We start from the raw sequence: 26,393 nt of genomic DNA on the forward strand, positions 1-26,393 counted from the left end.
AGGATTTATGAAAAAACAGGGTGTTTTATTTTTTATTATACTTCTGCTTGCTGTTGCGTTACCAGTGTATCCGTTAGTGTCGGGTGTTTTATCCGGAAACAGTCATTGGAAAGCTCATAACGGTATTATTGATTTGCGTAATTGGGACCCTCATAAGGAAGGCCCTGTACAGCTGGGAGGGGAGTGGGAATTTTACCCTAATCAGCTTGTGCAACCTTTATCCTTTCATGAAATGCAACAAGATAAGGATTGGGAAAGTCATCAGAGTTCTTCAGAGTTGGGGATGGAAACGAGATCTTCTGCCAAGATTGTGGATGTGCCAGGTAGATGGAATCAGTGGATGCCTAAGGGACAGGCGACCGGATATGGAACCTATCATATCCGTGTGCTGTTGCCTGAAAAAGCGGAAAATCTGTACGGCATCTATATGCAAAACATTCGCAGTGCCAGCCAAGTATGGATTGACGGAGAAAACGTCGGAGCGAGTGGTATTCCCTCTGTTTCTGCCGACAAGGGTAAGCAGGGCAATGTTCCCTATGTTGGGTTTGCATCGGTAGATGGACATTCGGCTGATATTACCGTGCATGTGGCTAATTATAGCTATTCCTCTGGTGGGATTATTTATCCACTGTTATTTGGGGATTACGAGAGTATTACGCATAGCCGGGAAGTTGCAATGGCAGAGGACACCGTACTGATCGCAGGATTTTTTATTCCTACCGTATTTTTTATCATGCTATACCTTTTGCGTAAAAAGGAGAAGGCATTACTTTACTTAGGATGCTTCTGCATCGCGGCTTTATTTTATATTCTGACACATGGAGAAAAGCTGCTGGTTTGGGGAATACCGGATTTACCTTATGAATGGGTACTGAAAATACAGTCGTTCTCGTCAACGCTGTTCTACTATTTTCTGATCCGCTATGTTCATCTTTCGACGCAGATTGTTATGAATCGGATCGTGCTGCGCTTCTATCATATTACAACCGCACTGATGCTGGGTATGGGGCTATTTTTGCCTACATTGGTACTCTCATCCTTTGAATTGTTTATTCTTCTTTTTGGTGTAGTCAGTGTGGGATACGTGTTACTAATCTTGATTCGTGGGCTTCTTCAACAGACGGATGACGCTGCACTGCTAGTCATTAGTATTATGAGCATTCTTATGATTGTAGTGACTAGTTTTGTGTATATTCTGGGCTGGGGAGATGTACGTGGGGTGACAGCCTATGAAATGCTCATATTCGTATTGGCTCAAACGCTGCTGCTGGCCAAACGTTTTGTACATTCGTTTATGGAGGTTGAGAACCTGTCACGACGATTGCTCACACTGGATGGGTTGAAAAACGAATTTCTGGCGAACACGTCACATGAACTGCGCACTCCTCTGCATGGAATTATTAATATCGCTCAATCCATGCTAGACCGCTACGGGACACAATTCAATGAGCCGCAAAAGCACAATTTGGCCTTGATTGCGAATGTAGGACGCAGACTTTCTTATTTAATTAACGATATTCTGGATTTTTCTAATTTGAAAAATGGCAGATTAGCCTTAAATCGTCGGCCTGTCAATGTACAGGCAGCTGTGAATTCCGTGCTGGAGGTATTGGGGCATACGGTGGGTAAGAAAAAGCTTCAATTCGTCAAAGAATGGCCCAGTTCGTTGCCCAAAGTAGATGCGGATGAGGATCGGCTGATTCAGATTTTATACAATTTGTTGGGTAATGCGGTGAAATTTACGGAGGAAGGCAAAATCGTAATCTCTGCCAAAGCGGGGACCCGTGAAATGGAAATCAGTATAAAGGATACCGGCTCCGGTATTGCCCAGGAGCATCTTTCGCATATATTTGAACCTTTTAACCGAGGGGCGAATGCTGAGGATGAAGGATACAGTGGGACAGGGCTTGGATTAGGCATAGTCCGTCGTCTGGTGGAACTGCATGGGGGTCATATCCGGGTAGAATCTAGATTGGGCAAGGGTTCGACCTTTTATTTTACACTGCCTTTGGCGCAGACCGGAACGTTGGGACATGAAGCTCAAAAAGATGTTTCGCCTGCGGTTATATTGCAGCCTGGCGTGACGTCGGGTCAGAATGTGATTCCGCATGAAGAGGACGCACTGGATCGAGTCCAGACTGTTCCTTACAAAGTGCTGGCTGTAGATGACGACGAGGTTAACCTTCGGGTACTGGAGGAACTATTATATGCCACAGGTTGTAGCGTGGTGGCTGTGGATCATGCCGAGGAGGCACTTCACATGCTGAATGGCCGTACCCGATTTGACCTGGTCATTACGGACTGGATGATGCCGGAAATGTCCGGTATTGAGCTGTGCCGACGGATAAGGGAACGGTATTCCCTGTCCGAGCTACCGGTGTTGCTCCTGACGGCACGCGATCTGCCCGGCGATATCCGCGCAGGTTTTATGGCCGGAGCGAATGATTTTCTACGTAAGCCTGTTGATGCTGAGGAATTAAAGGCACGTGTGCGCACGCTGCTGAACATGCGCCATTCAGCGGAGGAAGCGGTGCGTTCTGAAATGGCCTTTTTACAGGCACAAATCAAGCCGCATTTTCTGTACAATGCCTTGAATGTCATTGTTTCGACCGTAGCCGTAGACCCGGACAAAGCAGCGGAGCTGCTCATGGAGCTAAGCCAGTATTTGCGGGGGAGCTTTGATTTTCAGAACAGGGAGAATACGGTACCGTTATCCAAGGAGCTGGAATTGGTAGAATCGTATGTGGCACTGGAAAAAGCACGATTTGAAGAACGTTTGCAGGTAACCGTAGAGGTAGGGAGGAACATCCGGTCGCTCATCCCGCCGTTAAGTATTCAACCCATCGTGGAAAATGCGATACGGCATGGTGTGATGCAACGGGCAACAGGTGGAACCGTGCGAGTGGTTGTACAGGAGGATGGAACCGATTTTGTGGTCAGCGTGACCGATGACGGCGTAGGGATTCCACCGGAGCGACTGGAACAACTGCTGTCGGATGATCATATATCTTCCAGCGTGGGACTGCGTAATATCCATCGCCGTCTTATCCATATGTATGGAGAAGGATTGAGGATTGAAAGTAATCCTATGCAAGGGACGACGGTAAGCTTCCGTGTGCCGGAAACGATTTCGCCCCGGAATACCGATGAATAAAAAAAGTACAGTACATTCGTCGGAAAAGCTAATGTCACGCCCGCGACGATACGATATATAAAATATAAGAAATTAAAATTCGTAAGGATAAAGCAGATAGCATGTAGATAGAGCATCATGATGGATGGTTGCAGCAGGAAGGGAGCACGGACACAAATGAGGGCGATTTTGATTGATGATGAGAGGTCGGCATTAACCTACTTGGAACGGTTGCTGGAGGCGGACGGACGGTTAACGGTAATGGGGAAATATACGTCTGCACAAGCGGGGCTGGATCATCTGGCGTCAGAACGTGCGGATATTGTTTTTATAGATATCGGAATGCCAGAGATGAACGGTCTGGAGGCCGCCGAGTGGATTCAACAGCTGGATTCCCATATTCATATCGTCTTTGTGACCGCGTACTCGGAATATGCTATTGAAGCGTTCGAGCTGCAAGCACTGGATTACTTGTTAAAGCCCGTTCATGCCCGGCGGCTATCCAAAACGATAGATCGGATTGCAGCCACGCTGGCTGATTCCCGTTCCTCCAGCTTGGGAGTTGCAGCAGAGCAATCCCCCAAGGTACGTTGTTTTCAAAAGCTTGAAATTTTGGAGGTTGGACAGGAAGCCGTAGGAGCGAAACCACTCAAATGGCGCACGTTAAAGTCACAGGAGCTATTTTCCTTTTTACTACACCATGAAGGGGAATGGGTGAGCAAAGAACAATTGCTGGATGCGCTGTGGCCTGAATATCATTTGGACAAGGCTGTTGTTCACCTGCACACGTCCATTTACCAAATTCGCAAGGCGTTGAAAGAACGGATGCAAGATACAAAACTAGAATACAATCTGGATCGCTACCGCTTGAACCGCAATGGCTGGATTACAGATGTAGAGCTATTCGAGCGGGGAATATCCGAATGGGCTGCATCCGGTAGCGGCGGTACGCCGCGTATTGATAGCCTGTTGGCTCTATACCGTGGCAACTACCTGGAGGAGCACGATTACCCGTGGGCGTATGCAAAAAGGGAGAAGCTGCGCAGTATGTATCTGGCATGTGCTTCTGAGCTGGCGAGAGAAGAGCTTCGCTCAGGTCGTACCCGGCAGTCTGTTCAGCGCTTGCTCAGCCTACAGCAGCGGGAGCCGTACTCAGACGATATCTGCAGTCTGCTGCTGACCGCCTATGCCCAACTGGGCGATTATACCGCTGCGCAAAAGCATTATGAAAGCTTCGTCAGAATATTGGAAGATGAGTTGGGTATTGAACCGCAGCAGGTGACGCACCAGTTGTACGTGCAATTGAAAACACAGACGCTACCTGCGTAAACGGCTGTACTGGCTCAGGTCGTATGAATAGGCCAACCAGAGATTACTGGTTGGCCTATTCTATTGGAGATTCTACGAGGGAGGCAGCCGGGAGAATGTGATAGCGCTGCTTTTTAGTTTTCACAACCGCTTGCTGAAGCTTTAATACACTTTTCTCCTGGAGGAGGATAAATACCCCAATTCTTCACGGTATTTGGCTACCGTTCTGCGTGACAGCTCTAGTCCTTCCTTTACCATCAGCTCTGTGATTGCCTGATCTGAAAATGGTTTTTGCTTCTCTTCACTGTCGATGATCTGCTTTATCCGCATTTTTGCGCTCTCTGATGAAGTAGCATCCCCGTCTTTCGATCCTAGGGCGGAGGTGAAGAAATATTTGAGTTCAAACAATCCACGGGGCGTCTGCATGTATTTATTACTGACCGCCCGGCTGATCGTGGATTCATGCAGGCCGGTTATTCCAGCAATCTCCTTTTGGGTCATCGATTTCAGATGATAAACGCCATGCTCAAAAAATTCCCGTTGCCTATCAACAATAGCCTGGGCCACACGCATCAGGGTCAGGCGGCGCTGCTCAAGGCTATGAATAAGCCATAATGCTGTATTCATCTTCTCACGAAGAAATCGTTTCTCTTCCTCCATCACCGGCTTTCGAAGCATACTTTGGTAAAAAGGATTAATCCCGACGCGTGGGACTGTGATATCATTAACTGTCACAACGTAGTCGTTTTTGGATTTCTCCACTGAGATATCTGCTATATGATACTGGCGTTCATATGGAGCAAATGCCGCTCCCGGACAAGGATTCAGCTTGCGTATCTGATCGGTCATTTGTTGTACCATGTGAATGTCGATCCCTAGAGCATCCGCGATTTTTTGTATGCGGTTACATGAAAGATTAACCATGTGATGTCGCACGATTTCTTCCAGGTAAACATCATCATTCCCGGCATATCGCAGCTGCAAAAGAAGACATTCCTCCAGACTGCGGGCAGCGATTCCTGCCGGTTCAAAGCCTTGGATCAGGGCAAGTATATTTTCAACCTCATCGGTGGGGACGTCAAGTATTCCGGCAGCTGTATTTACATCCAGCTCAAGGTAGCCTTTTTCATTTAAATTCCCAATTAGAAACATGCCAATCATCTGTTGTAGTTTGGATAGCCCGCGGACCATCCCAAGCTGCGCTTTGAGATGTCTATATAAATTATCTGCGGGATTAGAGACAAAGTCCAGAAGGTCTACCGGATTATCATTTTTTCGTAGCGAATATTCTTCTTCTGTGTTGATTCTTTCGATGGACATATCGATCTCTGCCAAGTCAATGATCGGATTTTCATTTGCTTGCTCATGAAGATATGACATTAGATCGACCGAAGAATATTGAAGAATCGTGATGGCTTGTCGTAATTCTGGAGTTATAGCCAGCCTGAATGTTTGCTCTTGCTGTAATCCGTAGCGTATCATTTTATCTCAGCTCCTTACTGGGAAACAAAAATAACTTTTTATGCAGCTTATTCGTGAAGCTTATGCAATTATACTGCCAACCTTTGATCTTGGAAAAGAAGTGAATGGAATGGGCTGAATTTGAGTTTTGGATAGATTCAATAAAAAGGGTATCAGATTAATGATTAACTTGTCAGTTTATTTTCTTGTAGAGGATTATTTCTTTTTTTATATACTAATTAAATAAGAACTAGTCAGCATGGGGGAATACCGTGAAACGAATTGATGAGATCTTAGAGTATATTGCCAATGGGACAAAGAAACTGTCAGTAGAGGCCTTGCAGGACGGCGGTGGAATTACGGCTGCGGAAATAGCCGATCAACAGAATATGTTAAGAAATAATGTAAGCAAGGAGCTTAATAGCCTACTTCGCGCCGACTTGATTATTAAAATCAAGGGGAGACCCGTCAAGTTTTTGCACAAGCAGGTGATCGAGGAGACCTTTCGGGTTCAGCTTAAAGAGAAACAAATCCAAGTCAACAGTATTCATGAAATATTGCTGCCTGGAGAGCAAGTGGATCCGTTTCACGCCTTAATTGGTTTCATGGGGAGTATGAGGAACCAGGTTGAGCAGGGAAAAGCGGCAATATTATACCCGCCGAAGGGCCTACATACGCTGATTGTGGGACAGACTGGCGTTGGGAAAACAATGTTCGCTAGGTTGATGTATAATTATGGGAAATATATGAAGCGCTTTTCAGAGCAAGCACCGTTTATCGTATTTAACTGCGCTGATTATTACAATAACCCTCAGCTGCTACTTTCCCACATTTTTGGTCATGTAAAAGGAGCATTTACCGGGGCTGATCGGGAGAAAGAGGGACTGGTCGAGAAAGCGGATGGGGGCATTCTGTTTTTGGATGAGATTCATCGGCTGCCCCCAGAAGGCCAAGAAATGATATTTTATTTCATGGACACGAACAGTTACAACAAATTGGGCGAGTCGGAGCGCAAGCGGGAAGCGAATGTGCTGCTCATCGGCGCTACGACCGAAGATCCCGGTTCTTCCATGCTGAAAACCTTTATCAGACGGATACCGATTACGATCAACATTCCTTCCTTGCAAGAGCGAACTGTTGAAGAGAGGTTTTTGATCCTGAAGCATCTCTTTGCAAACGAAGCCCATCGTGTGAACAAGCCTATTAGGGTTGAATTGGAAACTGTAAAAGCACTGATTGGCAGCGTAACCTATGGAAATATCGGTCAGTTGAAATCGAACATTCAGCTTGTGTGTGCCAAAGGATTTTTGAACAGCATACATGAAAATAAGGAAGAGATTGAACTTGATTTTAAAATTTTGCCCGGAAATATCAAGGAAGGTCTATTTAATATGGGGAAGAACCGCAAGGAGATTGCCGAAATGGAGATGGTCAACTCCTCGCTGTATATTACTCCTGAAGGCAGCAAAGGAATGGATGAAGTAGACGCTTTTGAACTGCCGTTCAACTTGTACAAATTGATTGAAGACAAGATAGGGATGCTCAAAGAAGAAGGACTCGACGACAGTTTTATCAATAAGTTTATTACTACAGATGTCAATATTCACATCAAAAGCTTCTATAACCGATTTTATAACATCAAAGGGGGAAGGGAACGGATCCTTAAGATCGTAGGCAGAAATATCCTAGAGTTCGCTGAACAGGTGCAAGAGATGGCTCAAAAAGAATTGAACAGAAATTACAGCGACAGGTTTGTTTATGCCTTCAGTCTTCATTTAAGTGCTTTTTTAAAGCGAATCCGGGAGAAAAAATATGTCAGTAAACAAATCTATGAACCGATGAATGATCAGGATGAAGAATACAGACTGGCACTTATTATCAAGGATTTGATCGAGTCCAAGTTTGAAGTCAGCGTACCCGATGCCGAGACTACCTATGTGGCGATTCTTCTGAAATCGGTAGAAGAGGAGCACCAGGGAAATGTGGGAATCATTGTAGCTGCACATGGCAACAGTACGGCAAGCAGTGTCGTTAGCGTTGTCGACAGCCTGCTGGGAAGCTCAAATATTTGCGCAGTAGACATGCCTTTGGATGTTAGTCCTAGAGAAATCCTGGAAGTTATTGTGGATAAAGTGAAGGACATTGACAATGGCAGAGGCGTATTGCTGCTGGTTGATATGGGCTCCTTGCTCAATCTTGAAGCAACCATTATGGAACGTGTCGGGATTAAGGTGAAGACTATCGATATGGTTTCAACCCCGCTTGTGTTGGAGGCTGTGCGAAAGGCCAGTATTTTTGATATGAATATAGAGGAAATTTATCAATCTTTGAAGGATTTTCGTGGATATAACACTGGAAATGCTGGAGTGAAAGCGGAAAAGACCAGTAATAAGGTAATCGTGACGGTCTGTTCCTCCGGCAAAGGTGCCGCCGCCAAGCTAAAGGAGTTTGTAGAGAAGGTTGTTTATGACTTAACCGAAGAGAAAATAGTTGTTGTACCGGCAAAGGTCAGGGAATTGGATAAAGTGGTGAAGGATTTACGGGCCAAGCATACGCTTCTTGCGGTGATTGGGGTTAAGCGGCCAAGCGAGCTCAATGTACCGTTTATCCCTTTGGAAAAACTGATCGAGGCAAGCGGTGAACAGGCATTAAGAGAATTGTTGCTCAACAATCAGTTGCCTGTTATGCATGAACACGGAAGCGTGATCGTAAGAGATCTATGTGAGGATACGCTAAAGGAGTTTATGACTTATTTGAATCCTCACAAAATTTTGGGGATTTTGATGAAATTTATCGAGCAGCTGGAACAGGAACTGGAGGCTGATTTCCATTATGCAAAGAAGGTTCAGCTTGCTGTTCATACGGCTCATGCGCTGGAACGAATGGTCATTGGAGAAGGGCTAGTGTATCAGGAGGATGTATCCTTGCTTGACCAACGATTAATCGATGTGGTGAACCGTTCCTGCAATATATTTGCCTCCAGTATTAACATTAAGCTGACTAATGATGAAAAATATTATATTTGCGAAATCCTAAGCGAAGTATATAACTGTATCCCCAAGTAGTGGCGCAAGTGTATAAAACGATGCTGGATGTGTATTAATCATGCGGATAAGGATAATAAGTAGTTGGTGAGAAAAGGCCAAATTCCCGGAGCAGCCGAGGGTTTGGTCTTTTTTTTTGATAGTTAATCGCATCATACAGAATCTTGGCATGAGACTTGCATATAAGTATAGGCGAAGGATGCAAGGAGGGGGTGAAACAAATGATAGGTGTTATTGTTGGCACTCATGGAAAATTTTCTGAAGAGATCCTAAGATCCACGGAAATGATTTTTGGCCATCTGGAAAATGTGGTGGGTGTAACGTTTGAACCAGGTGAAAGTGTTAACGGACTTGTTGAGAAGTACAAAGCGGCCTTGGAAACAATTGATTGGACGGACGGATTGATTTTTCTCGTCGATTTGTTTGGTGGCAGTCCCTATAATGCGGCTAGTAGGATTGTGGCCAGGTATGAAAAAATGGACATTGTAACAGGGGTAAACCTGCCAATGATCGTAGACCTGCTGACTAATAGAGGGCTGGAGAACGTGGAGAATCTAAGTGATCTGGCCATCCGTGCGGGTCAGGATTCAATGAAGTCTTTTCGTGTCATCCGGGACATACAAACAGAGGAGGAATTATAGGTATGGAAATATCATTTGTTCGTATTGATGACCGTCTAATTCATGGTCAGGTGGCTACTGTGTGGGTGAAGGAAACGAAGTGTAACAAAATTATCGCCGTCAGCAATGAGGTCGCTGCGGATACGCTGCGCAAAACCTTATTGTTACAAGTGGCGCCGCCGGGGATTAAAGCTTATGTTGTCACGATTGCGAAAGCGATTGAAGCTTATAACAATCCTAAATATAACGATTTCAAGACCTTGTTCCTGTTTACCAATCCCACGGATGTACTGCGGGTTGTAGAAGGTGGGGTACCGTTTACATCGGTAAATGTAGGTGGAATGTGCTTCAAAGAAGGCAAGACACAAATTACCGGAGCAGTGTCCGTAGACAAGCAGGATGTAGAGGCATTTTATAAATTGCACGAAAAGGGGATAGAACTGGAGATTAGAAAAGTGGCCAGTGATCCTAAAATTAATTTGATTAACAAGCTCCAAAATGTCCAGTTTTAACAACACGTACGCATAAGAGAGGGGGTCAAACATGAGTGTTTTTGAAATCGTAATGGTCACGCTGGTTGCAGCCATTTGCGGAATGGGCAGTGTTTTGGATGAAGGACAGACTCATCGTCCTATAGTTGCGTGTACACTGATCGGTCTGGTCCTGGGAGATCTCAAAACCGGTATTATTCTAGGCGGTACGCTGGAATTGTTGGCTTTGGGCTGGATGAATGTCGGAGCGTCCATGGCTCCGGATGCGGCTTTGGCCAGTGTAGTCTCAACCATATTGGTTATTGTCGGGCACCAATCGATCGGTGCGGGAATTGCCGTTGCGATTCCGATTGCGGCTGGCGGACAAGTGTTAACTATCTTTGTTAGAACGATTACCGTGTTCTTTCAGCATCTGGCAGATAAATATGCCGAATCTTCAAATTTCAAAGGAATTGAATTATGTCACTTCATAGCCCTCCTTCTTCAGGGATTACGCGTCGCTTTGCCTGCCGTATTGGTGGCTATTGCAGCAGAAACCGGTCTGGTTACGACTTTGCTGGACGCGATCCCGGAGGTCATTACAAAAGGGCTGCAAATTGCTGGGGGATTCATCGTCGTTGTAGGGTATGCCATGGTTATTAACATGATGGCAGCCAAATATCTGATGCCTTTCTTTTTCTTGGGCTTTGTCATCGCAGCATTTACAAGCATCAATCTGGTTGGCTTTGGAATCATGGGGGCGGTTCTGGCTCTGCTGTATATCCAGCTCAATCCTAAATATAGCCAGCGCAAAGATCAAGTGGGTGAAATTGAAGAGCTCTAAAGAAATTCTTAATGAAAGAGTGGGGTACTATGGAAGAAAAAAAGTTGACCAAAAGCGATTTAAACAAAATGTTTTTCCGTTCATGGTTCCTGCTGGGCTCGTTTAACTTTGAGCGTATGCAGTCGATTGGTTTTTGTGTCACCTTGATTCCGGCAATCAAGCGGTTATACAGCAAGAAGGAAGACCAAAAAGAAGCACTAAAGCGGCATTTGGAGTTTTTTAATACTCAACCGTTTATCTCTGCACCGATTATGGGGGTAACGGCCGCTATGGAGGAGCAGAAAGCCAATGGCCAGCCGATTGATAATGCTACCATAAGTGGTGTGAAAGTTGGCTTAATGGGACCTTTGGCTGGAGTAGGAGACCCTATTTTCTGGGGAACATTACGCCCCGTTCTGGCTGCATTAGGAGCTTCCATTGCGTTGTCCGGAAGCGTTATCGGGCCTGTCCTATTTTTCTTGCTTTTTAATGTTATTCGCCTGGCCACTAAGTGGTACGGACTGAAATACGGCTACAAAAAAGGGACGGAGATTGTGTCCGACATGTCCGGAAACCGACTGCAAAAGCTTACGGAATCGGCCTCCATCCTGGGACTATTTGTTATGGGCGCCCTCGTATCCAAATGGACTACTCTGAATATACCACTCGAAGTATCCCGATATACCCGTTCGGATGGAGTAGAGGTTGTTACGACGATACAGATGATTCTGGATCAATTGATACCTGGTCTGTTACCTCTCTTGCTGACTTTTTTATGCATGAGACTGCTCAAAAAGAAAGTAAATGCTATAGCTCTGATTTTTGCTTTATTCGCAATAGGAATTATTGGATACGCTCTTGGTGTATTGGCTTAAGCCAATTTGTAAAGTGATCCGGTCAAGCAGCCGTCTCTGACCGGCAACCTGCCGCTTAACTTGTAAACGCTTTAAATTTTACGGATTAAAATATTCAATCATCTACAAGCGAATCTGCTAGCGTTCAACGATAGTCATGAAAGGCTGCTGGCTTGTTGATAGCTGATATAAGCAATGATTCTATATCATTAATCACTACAGGCTCAATGATGGTTTTAAAGCCACATTGAGCCTGTAAAAGCAGGTTCCGCTCTTTTGCTGTTAGTATGTTCGTTGCAATTTCTTGGAGGAGCTTGCCAGCTCGGGTACTAATAGCCTCTTTTCTCTATGATCTGATATTCGCCGAGACCTGTTTTCTTCAGCGGCATATGCATATAGCATATCTCTCCACAGTTAGGTCATATTGAGAGGTTTATGAAGCCATGAAGACTTAAGGAGGCCACTGCATTGGGAAAAAGGAGACGAACTGGCTTTAAGGGCAAAAGAATTAGGGTGGACGTTAGACAATCTTCTTCAGCTCAAACAGGGCAAGGCGGCAACCCCATTTCTATCAATGCTTCAGACGTTGGGGTAGTAAGAACAGATGTTAAAAACAAATAATCGACTTGGATAGAAGCTCATATTTAACGTAAAAAGACCACCAGGAACAAGTTAACTATCTTGTTCCTGGTGGTTTCGCTTTTTTGCCGTATTCGGCAGGTACTTTCATCAGCATCCGCGTCTACATAGCCTATGCCTTGCTTTGCGTCTTGTTGTCGACTTCTTTTGCAGAGTTGATTGATCGCACAGGCATTGCCTTCAGCACAGCATATCCGTAAGGAGGAAGCTCGGCATGCAGTCCCTTCGGTCCTACGGACCACTGGCTTTCGCCAAAGGTTAATTGCCATTCCTGCTCAGGAATGTCCAATTCAAAAACGTGATCCTCATCGGAACGATTGAGCAGTACGAGCAGCACTTCTTCCCCGCTGCGGCGCTCGTAGGCAAGTGAGGCACCCTCCGGCTGTGCCTCCAGGAAAGTGATGCTTCCTTGGTCACGGAGGACCGGGTGCCCCTTACGAAGCGCAATCAGCTCGCGGTAAAAGTCGAACAGCTCGTGGTCCTGCTTATCGGCATCCCACTCCATGCACTGGCGGCAGCCTGGATCGGCATCTCCATCCAGGCCGATCTCATCGCCGTAAAAAATGCAGGGTGCGCCCATATACGTGAACTGGAACAAAGCAGCCAGCCGCATCAGTCGCTTGTCGCCCCCGCACAGCGTCAGTAGGCGCGGTGTATCATGGCTATCCAGCAGATTGAAAGCAACCTCGGATGCTTGCTGTGGATAGCGGGCCAGCTGTCGTCCGATGGCGTAGGCAAAGCTTTGGGCATCGGTCACTTTTTTGACGAAAAAATCATTCACCGCGTAGGTGAACGGATAATTCATCGTTGCATCGAATTGGTCCCCCTGAAGCCATTCAGACGATTCATTCCACATTTCACCCAAAATGTACGCATCCGGATTGGCCTGCTTGACCGTAGTGCGGAATTCCCGCCAAAAGGCGTGGTCCACCTCGTCTGCCACATCCAACCGCCAACCATCGATGCCGATTTCTTCGATCCAGTGCTTTGCCACATCCAGCAGGTACTTTTTTACCTCAGGATGTTCGGTGTTCAGCTTGGGCATCATCGGTTCCAGCCCGAATGTATCGTACGTCGGTATGCCATCCACCACTTTCAGGGGAAAGCTATGTACATGGAACCAGTCCTTGTAAGGCGAGGCTTCGCCTTTTTCCTGGACGTCGACGAACGGTTTAAAAGTACGCCCTGAATGGTTGAACACCGCATCAAGCAGCACCCGAATTCCTCGATCGTGGCAGGCATCGACCAGTTTTTTCAATGTCTTTTTGTCCCCGAAATGTGGGTCCACCTCCATATAATCCTCTGTATCATATTTATGATTGGTCGTCGCCTTGAAGACAGGAGTCATATATATGGCGTTAATTCCCAGCTCGTTCAGGTGGTCCAGGTGATCCAGAATCCCCTGTAGATCGCCACCGAAAAAATTGTCTCTTTGTGGGGTTCCACCCCATGTCTCTGCACCTTCTGGGCTGATGGAGGGGTCACCGTTCGCAAAGCGTTCCGGGAAAATCTGATAAAATACCGCATCCTTCACCCATGCAGGTGGCTTCAGAATATCAATCGGGTTCAAGAACGGATATTGGAACAGTTTATCTGCATTTTCGGGTTCTTGGGTAGTAAAGTCGTCCTCGTTCATCCAAATACGTTCCTCACCGTCTTCTAGCAAAAATCCATATTTCAGCCGACGGTGAGTAGGTTTTATACTGCACTCATAGTAATCAAACCTGCCATCAGTAGCGAATTTGGACATCGGGACAAGCTGTCGGGTGCGGTCCCAATCGTATTTATCTCCGGTGAGAGCATGAACGGTGTTCAGGTCATTTTTCTTCGCACGTAGCCGTAGAAATATCGTTTCATCATTATAACCAAAAGCCCAATTGCGTTTCGGGTGATGGTATATAGCTTCCAGCAGCATCGGGTAGGCCTCCTTTTTTCATAAGCATTCAAATTTGAAAATGTGAAGCGTATGTCGTATAAGATAGTTATTAACCTTTTTAAGTGGGTTATGTACCATAAATGCTATAATGCCCATTACATAAAAGAAAAACGATAAGTAGGTGCCCATGATGAAAACAAATGTGTTATACATCGAAGATGACCAGGATATCGGTGCTTGGACGCATCAGTATTTGGAAGAGCGGAATTACGCTGTAGTATGGCTTCGCAGCGGGGATGGGGCTGTGGAGGCAGCCCGTACGTGCCAACTCGTGATTTTGGATGTGATGTTACCTGGTCTGGATGGATTCACCATAGGGAAACGGCTCAAGAAAGAGTACCCGGAGCTTCCCATTCTCATGTTGTCTGCTCGTACCTCCATAGACGATAAACTGCAAGGACTGGATTTCGCCGACGATTATGTAACCAAGCCCTTTCACCCGGACGAGCTCATCGCACGTATGGAGATTTTGCTGCGCCGATCAGGAACCGTGCCCGAAGAATCCTTACAACTGGGGCATCTCTCTGTGTTCTCTCCTGATAACCGTATTGTGAACCGTGACACCGGGGAGGAAATTACACTGACAGGCAAGCAATATCACATTTTTGCTTATTTACTGCGGCATTTGGGCCAGATTATGACGAAAGAGCAAATGTATGAAGCGGTATGGGGAGATCCATATATCGACGGAGACAAAACTTTAATGGTTCACATCCGACACCTGCGCGAAAAGCTGGAGATTGATCCTGCGACACCTCGCATCATTGAGACGATCCGTGGTGTAGGATATCGGGTGAAAGCATAATGAACAGGACGCGCAAGGGTTGGAGGAGGCTGCATCCCAGCTCTAAGCCGGATCAGGGAGGTCGGTTTCGCAGTTCACTGTTGTTCCGTTATCTGGTCATCATTGTGGTTGCTATGATGCTGTTGCCCATTGTGTTGCCTGCTACAGCCTTGATATATAGCGTGTTATTCAATTGGGGGGCGGGGTCCAAGCCTAAAAACGCTTACTATCCCTCTGCTACCCATACCGAAAATAGCTGGCATCGCGAAGCTGTAGCCTTGAAGGGAGCCACACCAGAGCAAATCTCAGTCCATCTGCGCAAAATACAACAAGATATGTTCCCTAAATCCCAAATATTTTGGGTGGATACCGCAGGGTTAACTAGGTTGGAGTTACCGACCCAACCTAACCTGCCAAAACAATGGAACGCTGCGCAGGCTATAGCTTTTATGAAGCAAGCAAGCTATGAGGGGCCGTTTACGGTAGTAGCCTTTATTGGCGGGGGCAAGAATGATGTAAATCAGGGCTATATGGTATTAAAAGTGCCTCGTTCGTTCTTTGAACAGCCACCTACTGATAGTAGTATGTTGATGTACTATTTCTTTTTTATTGTATTGATTTTGGGCGCTTTTATATCCGTATCTCTTCTGTTTTTTGGAGACATTCGGCGTAGACTGTTGCAGCTTCAGGCCGCCATGTCGCAGCGAGGAGAGGACGGCTTGCCTATTCTTGTTGCCACTGGACGCCCGGATGAAATCGGCAAGCTGGAAGAAGCATTTAATCAGATGGTCGAGCAGTTGGCAGAGAGTCGGGGACGTGAGCGTCAGGAGGAAGAGCTACGGAAGAGACTGGTCGCGGATCTGTCACACGATATTCGGACGCCGCTTACGGTCGTGCGTAGCCATCTGTATACACTAGATGGTGAAAATCTCAGCAGCAGAGGGAAACAGTCGATTACACTAATGGAAAACAAGCTAAAGGACCTTGGGAGTCTGATCGACAACTTGCTGACCTATAATCTCCTATCCAGTGGCAAATACACCATGAATAACACACCGCGTGATATCCTGCGGCTAGTGCGGGAGTGTGTAGCCAGCTGGTATCCGGTGTGGGAGAAGGAGGGCTTTGAAGTGGATATCGACCTGCCTGAGCATAGTATGGTGTGGAATGTCGATGAGCAAGGCTTCCGTCGTCTGCTGGACAATCTCTTTCAAAATGTAGTTCGCCATGCTGCCTCAGGCCGATATATTGGTGTTCAAGTCCAGAAGGATAATGGGACAGAGGCATTGGTTATCACAGATAAAGGGCCTGGTATGGAGCAACAGTCCAGTGAAAAAGGAGCCGGGATTGGGTTGGCGATTACAGAACTGCTGGCTCGCGAAATGAATTTGGAGAGGGAGATTTTCAGTTCATCAGCCGGGACCCGAATCCGTTTTTTAAACAAAACTTAAACTCAGAGTTTCCTTGGCTTTAAACTTGGCACGTTACGATAGGTGTCGAGGTGAGGAACTTGAACGAATACATTATTGAAACGAACAGTCTCAGCAAAATATACAAAGGCCGCGCGGCGGTTAATCAGCTGGACCTGAAAATAGCTCGGGGAGATATTTACGGATTTCTGGGTCCAAATGGAGCAGGGAAAACGACAACGATCCGCATGCTGCTTGGACTTATTCGCCCAACTCGAGGAACGATCCGTATATTCGGCAAAGATATTCGCAGACATAAGCTTGATATTTTGCGTAAAGTCGGCTCGTTGGTGGAGTATCCTTCGTATTATGGTCATTTGAACGCCATTGAAAATCTGGAGGCCATTCGCCGTATTTTGAATGTACCCAAGCAAAACATTGCGGAAGTGTTAGAGGTCGTCCGACTGACCAAGCATGCCAAACGTCCAGTCAAAGGCTACTCGCTGGGCATGAAGCAGAGACTTGGTATTGCAGCAGCCCTGCTTGGGAATCCAGAAGTGCTCATTTTGGATGAGCCTACGAATGGTTTGGACCCGGAGGGTATTCAGGAAATGCGCACATTGATTCAGGCGATGCCCAAGCAACGGGGGATCACCGTACTGGTATCCAGCCATCTGTTGAGCGAGGTAGAGCATATGGCGAATACCGTAGGTATTATTCGTGAAGGAGAGCTGGTCTTTCAAAACACGATTCATAATCTCCGTCAGGAATCCGCGGGCGGAATTCGGATCGTCGTGTCGGAACCGGAAGCAGCCCAATTGATTGCGCGTGAGCAGGGCTACCATTCGGTGAAGGACGGATCGGCGCTGGAGTTCGAGAACATGAATGATGCGGCTGTTGCGCTGCTGGTCAGAAGATTGGTCGAAAATACGCATGCCGTATACCGTGTGGAGGAACGCCGCAAATCGCTGGAGGATATGTTCATGCAGGTGGTGGGCAAAGGAGGGGCTTCCTTATGATGCTGCGAGCACTCACGGCGGATCTGCTCAAAGCACGCAGAAAGGGAATCTGGTTCTTGGTGTTCCTCGGTCCCCTTGGGCTGGTGGCCATGCAGGCGCTCAACTTTGGACTTCGATATGACTATCTGATTCCGCGTAACAAGGGTCATCTGTGGAATGTTTTGATGGATAACATCGCTCTTTTTGTACCCCTTGCGCTGGTGCTAGGAGCTACTATGGTGGCTTCCATGTTGGCGAATGTGGAGCATACATCTAACTCATGGAAGCAGTTGCTGGCCTTGCCGATTTCCAAATTCAGCGTCTATATGGCCAAGCTGACGTTGGCGATTGGGATGCTGTGTGTGTCCTGTCTACTCCTGACGGTAGGGACTTGGGTGTTGGGAATGATCCTTGGCTTCGGGGGAGAACCTGCACCCGTAGGAGAACTGCTACGACTCGGATTTTGGCCCTTAGGCGGCACGTTGCCTATGCTCGTATTATTGTTGTGGTTAACAGTCACATTCCATAATCAAGCGCTACCTGTAACACTGGGCATTACGTTAGGCATTGGCAGCTTGTTTGCTTCACAGCTGTCCGAATGGTTTCCATTGGCCTGGCCTCAATTCGCCTGGGTTGCACCTCAAGCGTGGATGTTTGCGTCCGTCGGGTGCGGAACGGGTATGCTTCTCAGCCTGCTGACAGCGGCCCATTTTAGCCGAAAGGATGTGGCGTAATGTTCGGAGGATATGCACGGTTACTTTCTGTTGAACGGTTGAAAATGGCGAAATCGCCCGTCTGGCTGCTCGCGCTCGTCAGCCCGGCGATTGCCGTCCTGATTGGTTTGCTGGCGAATCCGGGAGGGAACTGGCTGTTGCTGTTGTCAGCCATGCTTACAGTTCATGCGCTGCTGTTCATGCCGATGCTGACGGCCGTGTTTGGGTCTCTAGTCTGCCGTTTCGAGCATGGGGGCGGCGGCTGGAAGCAGCTGATGTCATTGCCATTGTCCCGCACCAGTCTGTACGCAGCTAAGCTGACTATCATTATGGCCTTGGTCGGATTGACCCAGCTACTGTTCGGAGGAGCGTTGCTGAGTGTTGGAGCTGTGCAGGGGATGAACGGACCGATTCCTTGGGCTGTGATCGCCCAAAGTCTGCTCGCAGGCTGGGTAGCCTGCCTGCCGCTGGCTGCGTTGCAGTTGATGGTATCCTTCTTGTGGTCCAGCTTTGCCGCACCGCTTGCGTTGAATTTTGTGTTCACCGTGCCGAATATTCTGGTCGCCAATTCTCAAGCCTACGGTCCGTACTATCCATGGACACAGCCTTTATTGGCGATGATGCCGAGTGGAAGAGATAACTTTGGGGCGTTCATGGTGCCAACTGATACACTATTGACGGTTATAATGGGCAGCTTTGTCGTATTTACGTTGGCGGGACTGACGGTATTTCGTTATAAAGAGATATAGGGCGAAATACGGGGATTGCAAAAACTCCTTATCCTCAATGAGGGTAAGGAGTTTTTTTCTATGCTATTGGTTTACACTAAGTCTGAAATGGCACGGATATTATTGCTGATAAAGTGGCAAGAGGCGTCGAACTTCGCTTGTTCCTCTGGACTTAGTTCCAACTCGATGACCTCTTGAATTCCTCCGCTGCCGATAATCGCTGGAACGCCCGTGCAGACATCGGTGTGCCCGTACTCGCCGTCCAATACAGCAGAGACCGCTATAATTTTACCATCATCATTTAAAATGGAACGGGTAATGTATGCCAGAGCATTGGCAATACCAAAATAAGTGGCGCCTTTGCGGGTGAAGATTTCCCAGCCTGCATCCCTGGTTTTACGGGCAATGTCGTCCAGATCGACGTGGCTGAATCGTTCCTTATGCTGCCGTAAAATGTGTAAAAGCGGCTTACCGCCAATTGTTACGTGTGACCAGGCAACGAATTGGGATTCGCCATGCTCGCCAAGAGCATATCCTTGTACGCTGCGCGGATCTATGGAAAACACCTCAGAAAGCAACGTCTTGAGCCGGGACGAGTCGATAGAGGTGCCCGTGCCGATCACCTTGTTGCGCGGCAGACCGGATATACTTTGTACCATATACGTTACAATGTCGACAGGATTAGCGGCAATGACGAATATACCGTCGAAGCCACCCTCCATAATCGCTGTTACAATCTCTCTGGTGATAAGCACTGCGTCGTCCAGTACAGACAGGCGGTCTTGACCTGGTCTAGGGTTGGCTCCAGCCGTTATAATCACCACGTCCATATCCGTGCAGTCTGCATACGTGCCTGCACGTACCTTAGTGCGTGTGGACGTAAACTCCATACAATGGGACAGATCCAGTGCATGGGCCAAAGCCCGATCATACGTGCGGTCAATCATCATGATTTCATCACAAATGGACTGATTAACCATTGAGTAGGCACAGCTCGAACCGACCATTCCCGCGCCGACAATAGCTACTTTCCTTGCCTTCCCCTTCATCTATGTTGCCTCCTCGTTCCAGCGAACGTTAATATGCTACAAATTATGCCTGAAATCCATTTTACGTTACATAACATAACATATTGCTGATCTTTTGAAAATATCCATTTTTTTGTCTCCATTCCGGAAAATTAAAAATGAACTGTGAAAGAGGTGTCTTTCTGCGATTAATTGTAGAATGAACGTAAATTATCAATACTTTTACTGGAAGGTAGGAGAGTGCATTTCAATTTATATTTAAGGTGACCGCTGTATAAATTATAACATGAACTATGTTGATGGAAGGAATAGTGCCATAGGAATTATAAAAGTATGACATTTATGTGATGCTCTTTAAAGAGTCTTTAGTGTACATAGAACGAAGTATTCTCTGCAATGTCGTTTCTTGTATTTCTACAAAGATTCCGTTATGACAAAGGTTCTTAGCAGTCTGCAATATTAGAACATTTTTGCCAAAGGGTTTCCAATGGATTTCGCGAATTCTACATATACAAGCTTATTTCTTTCCATACCATCCGGGGAGGTAATGATTAAATGGAAGAAATCAAATCGACGACGGAAGCAGCAAAACAGTTGGGAATCGGGGCGAGTACCCTTCGTAAATATGCAGCGGCGCTGGAGGAGCAGGGGTATGTGTTTCAGCGTTCCGCGAATCAATCAAGAATGTTCAGTGCTGAGGATGTTGAGTGCTTGAAGGTGATGCGGAGGGCGTTGCGTGAGCAGCATATGACGATGGAGCAGGCGGTTCAGGTGGTGCTTGAGAGAGTGACCGCTCCCTTTCCAATGGAGGATGAGGAATTCCGCTTGCCACCCATCTCGGATGCTGAGTCACTGACCGCAACCTGGGAAGAAATAATGGCGGCGGCTGAAGGCAGGGAAGAGACGGTCATGCAGGCTCAAGTCGCTGCTACGGTTGAACTGACAGAGTTACAGGATGAAATGAATGCTCAGACACTGTCAGAAGAACCCATGCAGCTACAGTTGCAGGAAGAGTTCCAGACTTTGGCATCAACTATTGAGTATAGATTGAAGCAAGCGCCTGTATCTGTACAAACACAGGAGTCCGTAGAGCCACAAGAACTGGCGCAGATGCAGGACATGGTGCAAAACGCTTTGTTGGAAATGCGGAGCCGTTTGGAGGAACTGGAAGCAGAGCACAGCCGTTTGGTGGAAAAGAATATCAACTTGTCTAACCAACTGGAGGATCAAAAACGCTGGATGAAAGAAAAGATCGACGAGGAACGGGATCGGCAGTTAATTACGAATTTGCGTACCTACCAGGGCAGACAACGAAAATCGCGCAGTTCGTTGTTGTCCTGGCTTGGTCTGACACCACGCAGACGCAGAGAGGCATAACTAGCATCTTTTCTGATAAAGACCATCAGACCTTCCCGGTTCTGATGGTCTTTTAGCGTATAAAGAAGAAATAAGAGGAATCCTTAATTTTATGTAGAAATATCTTTTGATCTACTATATTAAAGGAAGGAGAAATTCAATGAAGAAACAAAAGGAAGATATGAAGCTAAGTAAAATAATGAGCAAAATGCTGCGACACAAACCCGAGGAATCCGGGCTAAAGTTAGACATTACAGACGGCTCTTGTACTGTGGAACACTTACTTCAAATCATTCAAAGCTTGCCAGGCTGGTCAGGTGTAGAGCAGACTGATATTGAGCGGATCGTGCGCAATTCAGATAAGCAGCGTTTTGAAATCCATAACGGTAGAATCAGAGCTAGATATGGACATAGCTATCAAAAGATAGAGTATACTCCCGGGAATCCACCAGATGTACTATACCATGGTACGAATAAGCAAGCATTGCCATTTATTATGGCGGATGGTTTAGATCCTGTTGGCAGAAAGTATGTACATTTATCTGAAAGCACTAACTTTGCAGCATTAGCAGGGAGCCGAAGAGGTGAATTGGTCATGCTCAAGGTAAACACGATTAAAGCAAGAGAAGAGGGAATCGCATTTTATTATGCAGGGCATGAGGTGTGGCTTGCTGAGTGGATTCCTTGGGACTTGTGCAGTATTGATGATGAAGAGAGCAACACTTGAGGGGTTCTATAATTTTGAGGTTAATACATAATGCTAGTCTCCAAAATAAACAGGCATTCGCCGTAAAAATGGGGGAATGCCCCCCTTACGCATTTGACCAGGTCTACATACAATGATCCTGTAAATGAGCGAAGGGAGTGTTGTAAATGAGTCATATGTGCGGAGTAGGCGGTATGGGTTGCGGCGTAGGCGCATGGACCTCTGTAGGAGCGATTCTGGTTCTGTTTATTTTGTTGGTGATCATCTCTAAAACCCTGTTTCTGTAATTTCGGTCTTGGCCGATTTCCTGTAAAATGCACGAATGCTGCTCTACGTGACGAAGGGCGCACAACAATAAAGCGAAGACCCTTGATGAGAAGGGTCTTCGCTTTACAAGTTTAAGGACCTATGGCTTCGCTGCTGTAACTCCATTCGGTTTACCTTGTAACTCAAGACTGTAGGGACTTGGCTTGAAATTCCGCAATATCCTTGAATTCTTCTTCGAATTTACGTGAAATGCGAATATAAATCGGCAGTAAATCGCGATAAATATCCACGTGTTCTGCTACCGGTTTGTGCTGGTGAGTGGTACCAATCATACCAGACACAGCATCCAGCGAATCAATCCGTCCCAGTGCGTACAAGCCTAGAATAGCTGCACCCAGACATGAGCTTTCCAGACTTTCGGGAATAATGACTTCCTGATCAAATATATCTGCCATGAGCTGTCTCCATAGCTCCGAGCGTGCAAATCCACCCGTGGCGTGAATGACTGACGGTCTGTCGATGACTTCTTCCATGGCGAGCATGACGGTATACAAATTGAACAGCACACCCTCCAGAGCGGCGCGAATCATATGCTCTTTTTTGTGACGCAGGGACAGACCGAAGAAGGAGCCGCGAGCATTCGGGTCCCATAGGGGCGCACGTTCACCGGATAAGTACGGAAGAAAGAGCAGACCGTCGGAGCCAGGACGTACCTGTTCCGCAATTTGGGTCAGCACATGATATGGATCAAGTCCCAGTCGTTTGGCCGTTTCCACTTCGGAGGCTGCAAATTCATCCCGGATCCAGCGGAAGACTATACCTCCGTTGTTCACTGGTCCGCCGATGACCCACAGCTTTTCGGTCAAGGCATAACAGAAAAAGCGCCCTTTGGCATCCGTGAGCGGCTTATCAACTACGGTGCGGATGGCTCCGCTGGTGCCGATGGTAACAGCGATAACTCCAGGCTTGATCGCATTCACACCGAGGTTGGACAAGACACCGTCGCTGGCCCCGATCACAAAAGGAGTCGTCTTCAGTAGGCCCATGTCATGTGCATAGGTCTCATCCAGCCCTTTGAGCACATGAGTTGTCGGCACCAGCTCGGATAGCTGCTCCTTCGTCACACCTGCAATATGCAGCGCTTCCTCGTCCCAGTTCAACTGCTGCAAATTCATGAGTCCGGTTGCAGAGGCAATCGAGTGGTCCACGACATATTGGTGGAATAACCGGGCAAAAACGTACTCCTTAATGGAAATGAATTTGTACGTCTGGGTCGCAACATCTGGTAAATCCCGTGTAATCCACATTAGTTTTGTGAGCGGTGACATAGGATGAATAGGCGTTCCGGTACGTAAGTAAATATCGTGTCCGTTGTATTCATGTTTGAGCGCTTCGGCCCATTTGGCGCTACGGTTATCTGCCCAAGTGATAGAGGCGGTCAGCGGTTTTCCATTCTTATCCACCGCCAGTACACTGTGCATGGCCGAACTGAAGGAGACGAACAGCACATGCTCGGCTGACACTCCGCTTTGTTTCATGACCTCTTGCACCGTCGTCACAACAGCTTTGAAAATATCTTCCGGATCTTGTTCTGCCGCATCCGGCTCAGGTGTATGGAGCGGATAACCCACATGGTGCTGGGCGGCAATATTGCCGTTTTCTTCGAAAAGAACTGCTTTGGTACTGGTCGTACCGATATCGACGCCGATCATATATCGGGTGTCTGTCATATTCAATCTCCCCTTCACTTACCGTTATTAGCTCATTAACGTTAAGTTAACACACTCAGCAGCATAATCAAACCGAAAGCGACCAGGGAGAGGATGGTTTCCATAACGGTCCATGATTTTAGAGTCTGCGGAACCGTCATATTGAAAAATTCTTTAATCATCCAAAAACCGGCGTCATTCACATGAGACAAGATCAGCGACCCTGCTCCTGTAGCAAGGACGACCAGTTCGACATTCGCGCCGGGTGTAAGTGCCAGCACAGGTGCGACAATACCGGAGCCTGTCGTCATCGCGACTGTCGCTGACCCAGTGGCTACACGAATGAGCGCAGCGACCAGAAAAGCAAATACAATCACATTCATATGGGCTCCTGTAGCGACCGCTGCAATGGCCTGACCTACACCGCTGTTGATCAATACCGTTTTAAATGCACCACCGCTCCCGATAATTAAGATAATAGAGGCTGTTGGTGCCAGACATTCACTGGTAAAACGGGACAAGTCCTCTTTCTTTAGACCACGTGCATAGCCTAGCGAGAAAAAAGAAAACACGGCCGCAATCAGTAATGCCATAACCTCATCACCAATGAATTTGAAAAATACAGTGAGCGGATGTGTATTGGCCGGGTCTACAATTTCAGCGACTGATCCGCTAAGCATTAGAATAACAGGTAACAAAATGGTGAACAAAGTAATCCAAAAGGGAGGCAACGACCGCCCCGTCGTATTTCTGAACTGCTCGTCCAGCCTCTCGGAAGGTCTGACCATGATTCTTTTGCCAATCCAAGCGCCAAAGACCGGGCCTGCAATAATGGCGGATGGGATGCCCACGATGAGTGCATATCCTATCGTGCGTCCAATATTGGCGTTAAAGGCTTCAATCGCGATCATCGGAGCCGGGTGGGGTGGTAAAAGGCCGTGTACCGTCGATAGTCCTGCCAGCATTGGAATACCGATTTTCAGCAGAGACATGTTCATTTTACGGGCAACCGTGAACAGGATGGGAATTAATAAAATAATACCAACCTCAAAAAACACCGGAATTCCCACGATAAAGCCTACGATCATCATCGCCCAATGAACGCGTTTTTCACCAAAACGATCCATCAGTGTAGTCGCGATGCGTTCGGCACCGCCAGATTCTGCCATCATTTTACCGAGCATTGTGCCTAAACCGATCACGATGGCGATGGAGCCAAGTGTACTGCCGAGCCCTTTGGTGATGGAGGCAGTAACTTCATGACCAGGCATCCCGTTAACCAGTCCGAGAAATACCGACGAAAGCAGCAGTGAAACGAAGGGATTCCATTTGAATTTAGCAATCAGCAAAATCAAAAGAATGACGGTAACTAGCGCCCATATGAGCAGGGACGCGTTATGGCTTAAGCCGAATAATGTGTTCATGAAGGTCTGCCTCCTTATTCTTATATGTATAGCTAAATGTATACTTGTCGACAACTTCAATTAAAAGAGAGCCGCGCCAGCGAGAAACGCATAAAGCGCGGTACATCTGCTCTTTGTCACGCATATTGTGGCTAGGACGATGTCTTTCTTCTGTAGGGAGACAGGACGCTATCGTTAACCGCGTTGCGGGTATCTCGATAATGATCCTCAATAAATCCTGACAACTCCTGAGCATCCCCCTGATTTAAAGCGTTTGCAAAGGTTCGATGTTTGTGAATCGTGACTTGTGATTCTTCGATGTTGGACGCAAATCGTTGTTCTGTTGCAGCTAACATGACCGTCAGGATTAGCTGTCTCATGCCATTCCAGGTATGAAGAATACGGGTATGGCCAGCTTCCAGAACCAGAGCTTCATGAAAATTAAAATCCTGAAGGGAAAATTCAACGACATCCCTGTACTTGAGAGCGACTTCCATTTTGTCAATCATCTGATTCAAAACAGTCACCAATGTGGCATTATCACTATGTACATACCTTTGTACAACAAAATGTTCAATCAGCATTCGCACATCGAATAGCTCCTCCATATCACCGGGTGTCATGCCGACGACAATCGCCCCCATGCGCTCCAGACGGATCAGTCCTTCGCCCGAGAGTGCCTTCAAGGCTTCACGCACCGGAGAACGACTGGTACCAAAATCGGCAGCAATCTGATTCTCAGATAGCACAGTGCCTGGTGTCTGAACGCCGCGTATAATCTGAAGCCGAAGTTCACAAGCAATCCTTTCCCCAAGCGATGCGCCCTGCAACCAGGTTGTTGGATATTTCATAGGATACTCCTATCTAGGAAATGATTTTGCATACTGGTATACAAGTTATGGAATATTATATACCCCGTTTAAGATCCTTGTAAACGGTATCAGTTGACATCGGTTCCATTTCGCTGCTTTTAGCGTTACAATAGAAGTAGAAAAAAGAAGCAG

22 protein-coding genes are annotated in these 26,393 nt (G+C 46.9%); 16 read left to right on the plus strand and 6 right to left on the minus strand.

From position 1 onward, the window contains the following. Positions 1–7 precede the first annotated feature (7 nt). Positions 8–3,154, plus strand: a complete 3,147-nt coding sequence (locus NSQ57_RS02245; protein WP_342425576.1) for an ATP-binding protein — start codon at positions 8–10, stop codon at positions 3,152–3,154. 156 nt (positions 3,155–3,310) lie between these two features. After that, entirely contained in the window at positions 3,311–4,462 is a 1,152-nt protein-coding gene (locus NSQ57_RS02250; protein ID WP_342425577.1) for a response regulator, read from the plus strand. A 141-nt stretch (positions 4,463–4,603) separates the two neighbouring features. On the opposite strand, the gene rpoN is transcribed toward NSQ57_RS02250, so the two are convergent. Beyond that, a complete protein-coding gene (gene rpoN, locus NSQ57_RS02255; protein ID WP_342425578.1) occupies positions 4,604–5,923 on the minus strand; it encodes an RNA polymerase factor sigma-54 in 1,320 nt (439 codons plus the stop codon). A gap of 251 nt (positions 5,924–6,174) precedes the next feature. Here rpoN and NSQ57_RS02260 point away from each other — a divergent pair, with 251 nt between their 5' ends. The 6 genes from NSQ57_RS02260 (at position 6,175) to NSQ57_RS02285 (ending at position 12,334) form a co-directional block, all read left to right on the plus strand. Then, a complete protein-coding gene (locus NSQ57_RS02260) occupies positions 6,175–8,967 on the plus strand; it encodes a sigma 54-interacting transcriptional regulator (protein ID WP_340931236.1) in 2,793 nt (930 codons plus the stop codon). 200 nt (positions 8,968–9,167) lie between these two features. Then, complete coding sequence (locus NSQ57_RS02265; protein WP_013369099.1) at positions 9,168–9,587, plus strand: PTS sugar transporter subunit IIA; 420 nt, start codon at positions 9,168–9,170, stop codon at positions 9,585–9,587. 2 nt (positions 9,588–9,589) lie between these two features. Beyond that, positions 9,590–10,078 (plus strand): mannose/fructose/sorbose PTS transporter subunit IIB, encoded by a 489-nt coding sequence (locus NSQ57_RS02270; RefSeq protein ID WP_013369100.1) that lies wholly within the window; start codon positions 9,590–9,592, stop codon positions 10,076–10,078. A gap of 31 nt (positions 10,079–10,109) precedes the next feature. Then, a complete protein-coding gene (locus NSQ57_RS02275; RefSeq protein ID WP_013369101.1) occupies positions 10,110–10,880 on the plus strand; it encodes a PTS mannose/fructose/sorbose transporter subunit IIC in 771 nt (256 codons plus the stop codon). 11 nt (positions 10,881–10,891) lie between these two features. After that, positions 10,892–11,734, plus strand: coding sequence for a PTS mannose transporter subunit IID (manZ, locus tag NSQ57_RS02280; protein WP_275041127.1), 843 nt, complete (start codon positions 10,892–10,894; stop codon positions 11,732–11,734). A gap of 447 nt (positions 11,735–12,181) precedes the next feature. Then, positions 12,182–12,334 (plus strand): hypothetical protein, encoded by a 153-nt coding sequence (locus NSQ57_RS02285; RefSeq protein WP_176715694.1) that lies wholly within the window; start codon positions 12,182–12,184, stop codon positions 12,332–12,334. 130 nt (positions 12,335–12,464) lie between these two features. Here NSQ57_RS02285 and NSQ57_RS02290 read toward each other — a convergent pair whose 3' ends face one another. Then, positions 12,465–14,267: an alpha-glycosidase gene (locus NSQ57_RS02290; protein WP_342425579.1), complete on the minus strand. Its 1,803-nt coding sequence runs from the start codon at positions 14,265–14,267 to the stop codon at positions 12,465–12,467. 151 nt (positions 14,268–14,418) lie between these two features. Here NSQ57_RS02290 and NSQ57_RS02295 point away from each other — a divergent pair, with 151 nt between their 5' ends. Genes NSQ57_RS02295 through NSQ57_RS02315 form a run of 5 tightly spaced genes read left to right on the plus strand, consistent with a single transcriptional unit; the run spans position 14,419 to position 18,941 of the window. Beyond that, on the plus strand, positions 14,419–15,093 hold the full coding sequence (locus tag NSQ57_RS02295) for a response regulator transcription factor (RefSeq protein ID WP_029514713.1): 675 nt from the start codon (positions 14,419–14,421) through the stop codon (positions 15,091–15,093). After that, complete coding sequence (locus NSQ57_RS02300; protein ID WP_029514714.1) at positions 15,093–16,523, plus strand: HAMP domain-containing sensor histidine kinase; 1,431 nt, start codon at positions 15,093–15,095, stop codon at positions 16,521–16,523. Before NSQ57_RS02295 ends, NSQ57_RS02300 begins: the two co-directional genes overlap by 1 nt. A 59-nt stretch (positions 16,524–16,582) precedes the next feature. Beyond that, positions 16,583–17,500, plus strand: a complete 918-nt coding sequence (locus NSQ57_RS02305; RefSeq protein WP_069010774.1) for an ATP-binding cassette domain-containing protein — start codon at positions 16,583–16,585, stop codon at positions 17,498–17,500. Beyond that, a complete protein-coding gene (locus tag NSQ57_RS02310) occupies positions 17,497–18,213 on the plus strand; it encodes an ABC transporter permease (protein WP_342425580.1) in 717 nt (238 codons plus the stop codon). Before NSQ57_RS02305 ends, NSQ57_RS02310 begins: the two co-directional genes overlap by 4 nt. Next, complete coding sequence (locus tag NSQ57_RS02315) at positions 18,213–18,941, plus strand: ABC transporter permease (RefSeq protein WP_340884178.1); 729 nt, start codon at positions 18,213–18,215, stop codon at positions 18,939–18,941. The genes NSQ57_RS02310 and NSQ57_RS02315 overlap by 1 nt, the downstream gene beginning before the upstream one ends. A gap of 71 nt (positions 18,942–19,012) precedes the next feature. Here NSQ57_RS02315 and NSQ57_RS02320 read toward each other — a convergent pair whose 3' ends face one another. After that, entirely contained in the window at positions 19,013–19,969 is a 957-nt protein-coding gene (locus NSQ57_RS02320) for an L-lactate dehydrogenase (protein WP_029514718.1), read from the minus strand. 534 nt (positions 19,970–20,503) lie between these two features. On the opposite strand from NSQ57_RS02320, the gene NSQ57_RS02325 reads away from it, so the two are divergent. From NSQ57_RS02325 to NSQ57_RS02335, 3 genes are all read left to right on the plus strand, one after another. After that, complete coding sequence (locus NSQ57_RS02325; RefSeq protein WP_029514719.1) at positions 20,504–21,325, plus strand: MerR family transcriptional regulator; 822 nt, start codon at positions 20,504–20,506, stop codon at positions 21,323–21,325. 139 nt (positions 21,326–21,464) lie between these two features. Further along, entirely contained in the window at positions 21,465–22,031 is a 567-nt protein-coding gene (locus NSQ57_RS02330; RefSeq protein WP_318627652.1) for an RNA 2'-phosphotransferase, read from the plus strand. Between the two features lie 146 nt (positions 22,032–22,177). Further along, positions 22,178–22,297: a hypothetical protein gene (locus NSQ57_RS02335; protein ID WP_013369112.1), complete on the plus strand. Its 120-nt coding sequence runs from the start codon at positions 22,178–22,180 to the stop codon at positions 22,295–22,297. Positions 22,298–22,459: 162 nt separating this feature from the next. Here NSQ57_RS02335 and gntK read toward each other — a convergent pair whose 3' ends face one another. The 3 genes from gntK to NSQ57_RS02350 form a co-directional block, all read right to left on the minus strand. Next, positions 22,460–24,007, minus strand: a complete 1,548-nt coding sequence (gntK, locus tag NSQ57_RS02340; protein ID WP_341071562.1) for a gluconokinase — start codon at positions 24,005–24,007, stop codon at positions 22,460–22,462. Between the two features lie 41 nt (positions 24,008–24,048). After that, positions 24,049–25,410, minus strand: a complete 1,362-nt coding sequence (locus NSQ57_RS02345) for a GntP family permease (RefSeq protein WP_318627650.1) — start codon at positions 25,408–25,410, stop codon at positions 24,049–24,051. A gap of 131 nt (positions 25,411–25,541) precedes the next feature. Further along, on the minus strand, positions 25,542–26,240 hold the full coding sequence (locus tag NSQ57_RS02350; RefSeq protein WP_165147990.1) for a GntR family transcriptional regulator: 699 nt from the start codon (positions 26,238–26,240) through the stop codon (positions 25,542–25,544). Between the last annotated feature and the right edge of the window lie 153 nt (positions 26,241–26,393).

Source organism: Paenibacillus sp. FSL L8-0502 (assembly GCF_038593055.1).
GTDB classification, from domain to species: domain Bacteria; phylum Bacillota; class Bacilli; order Paenibacillales; family Paenibacillaceae; genus Paenibacillus; species Paenibacillus polymyxa_D.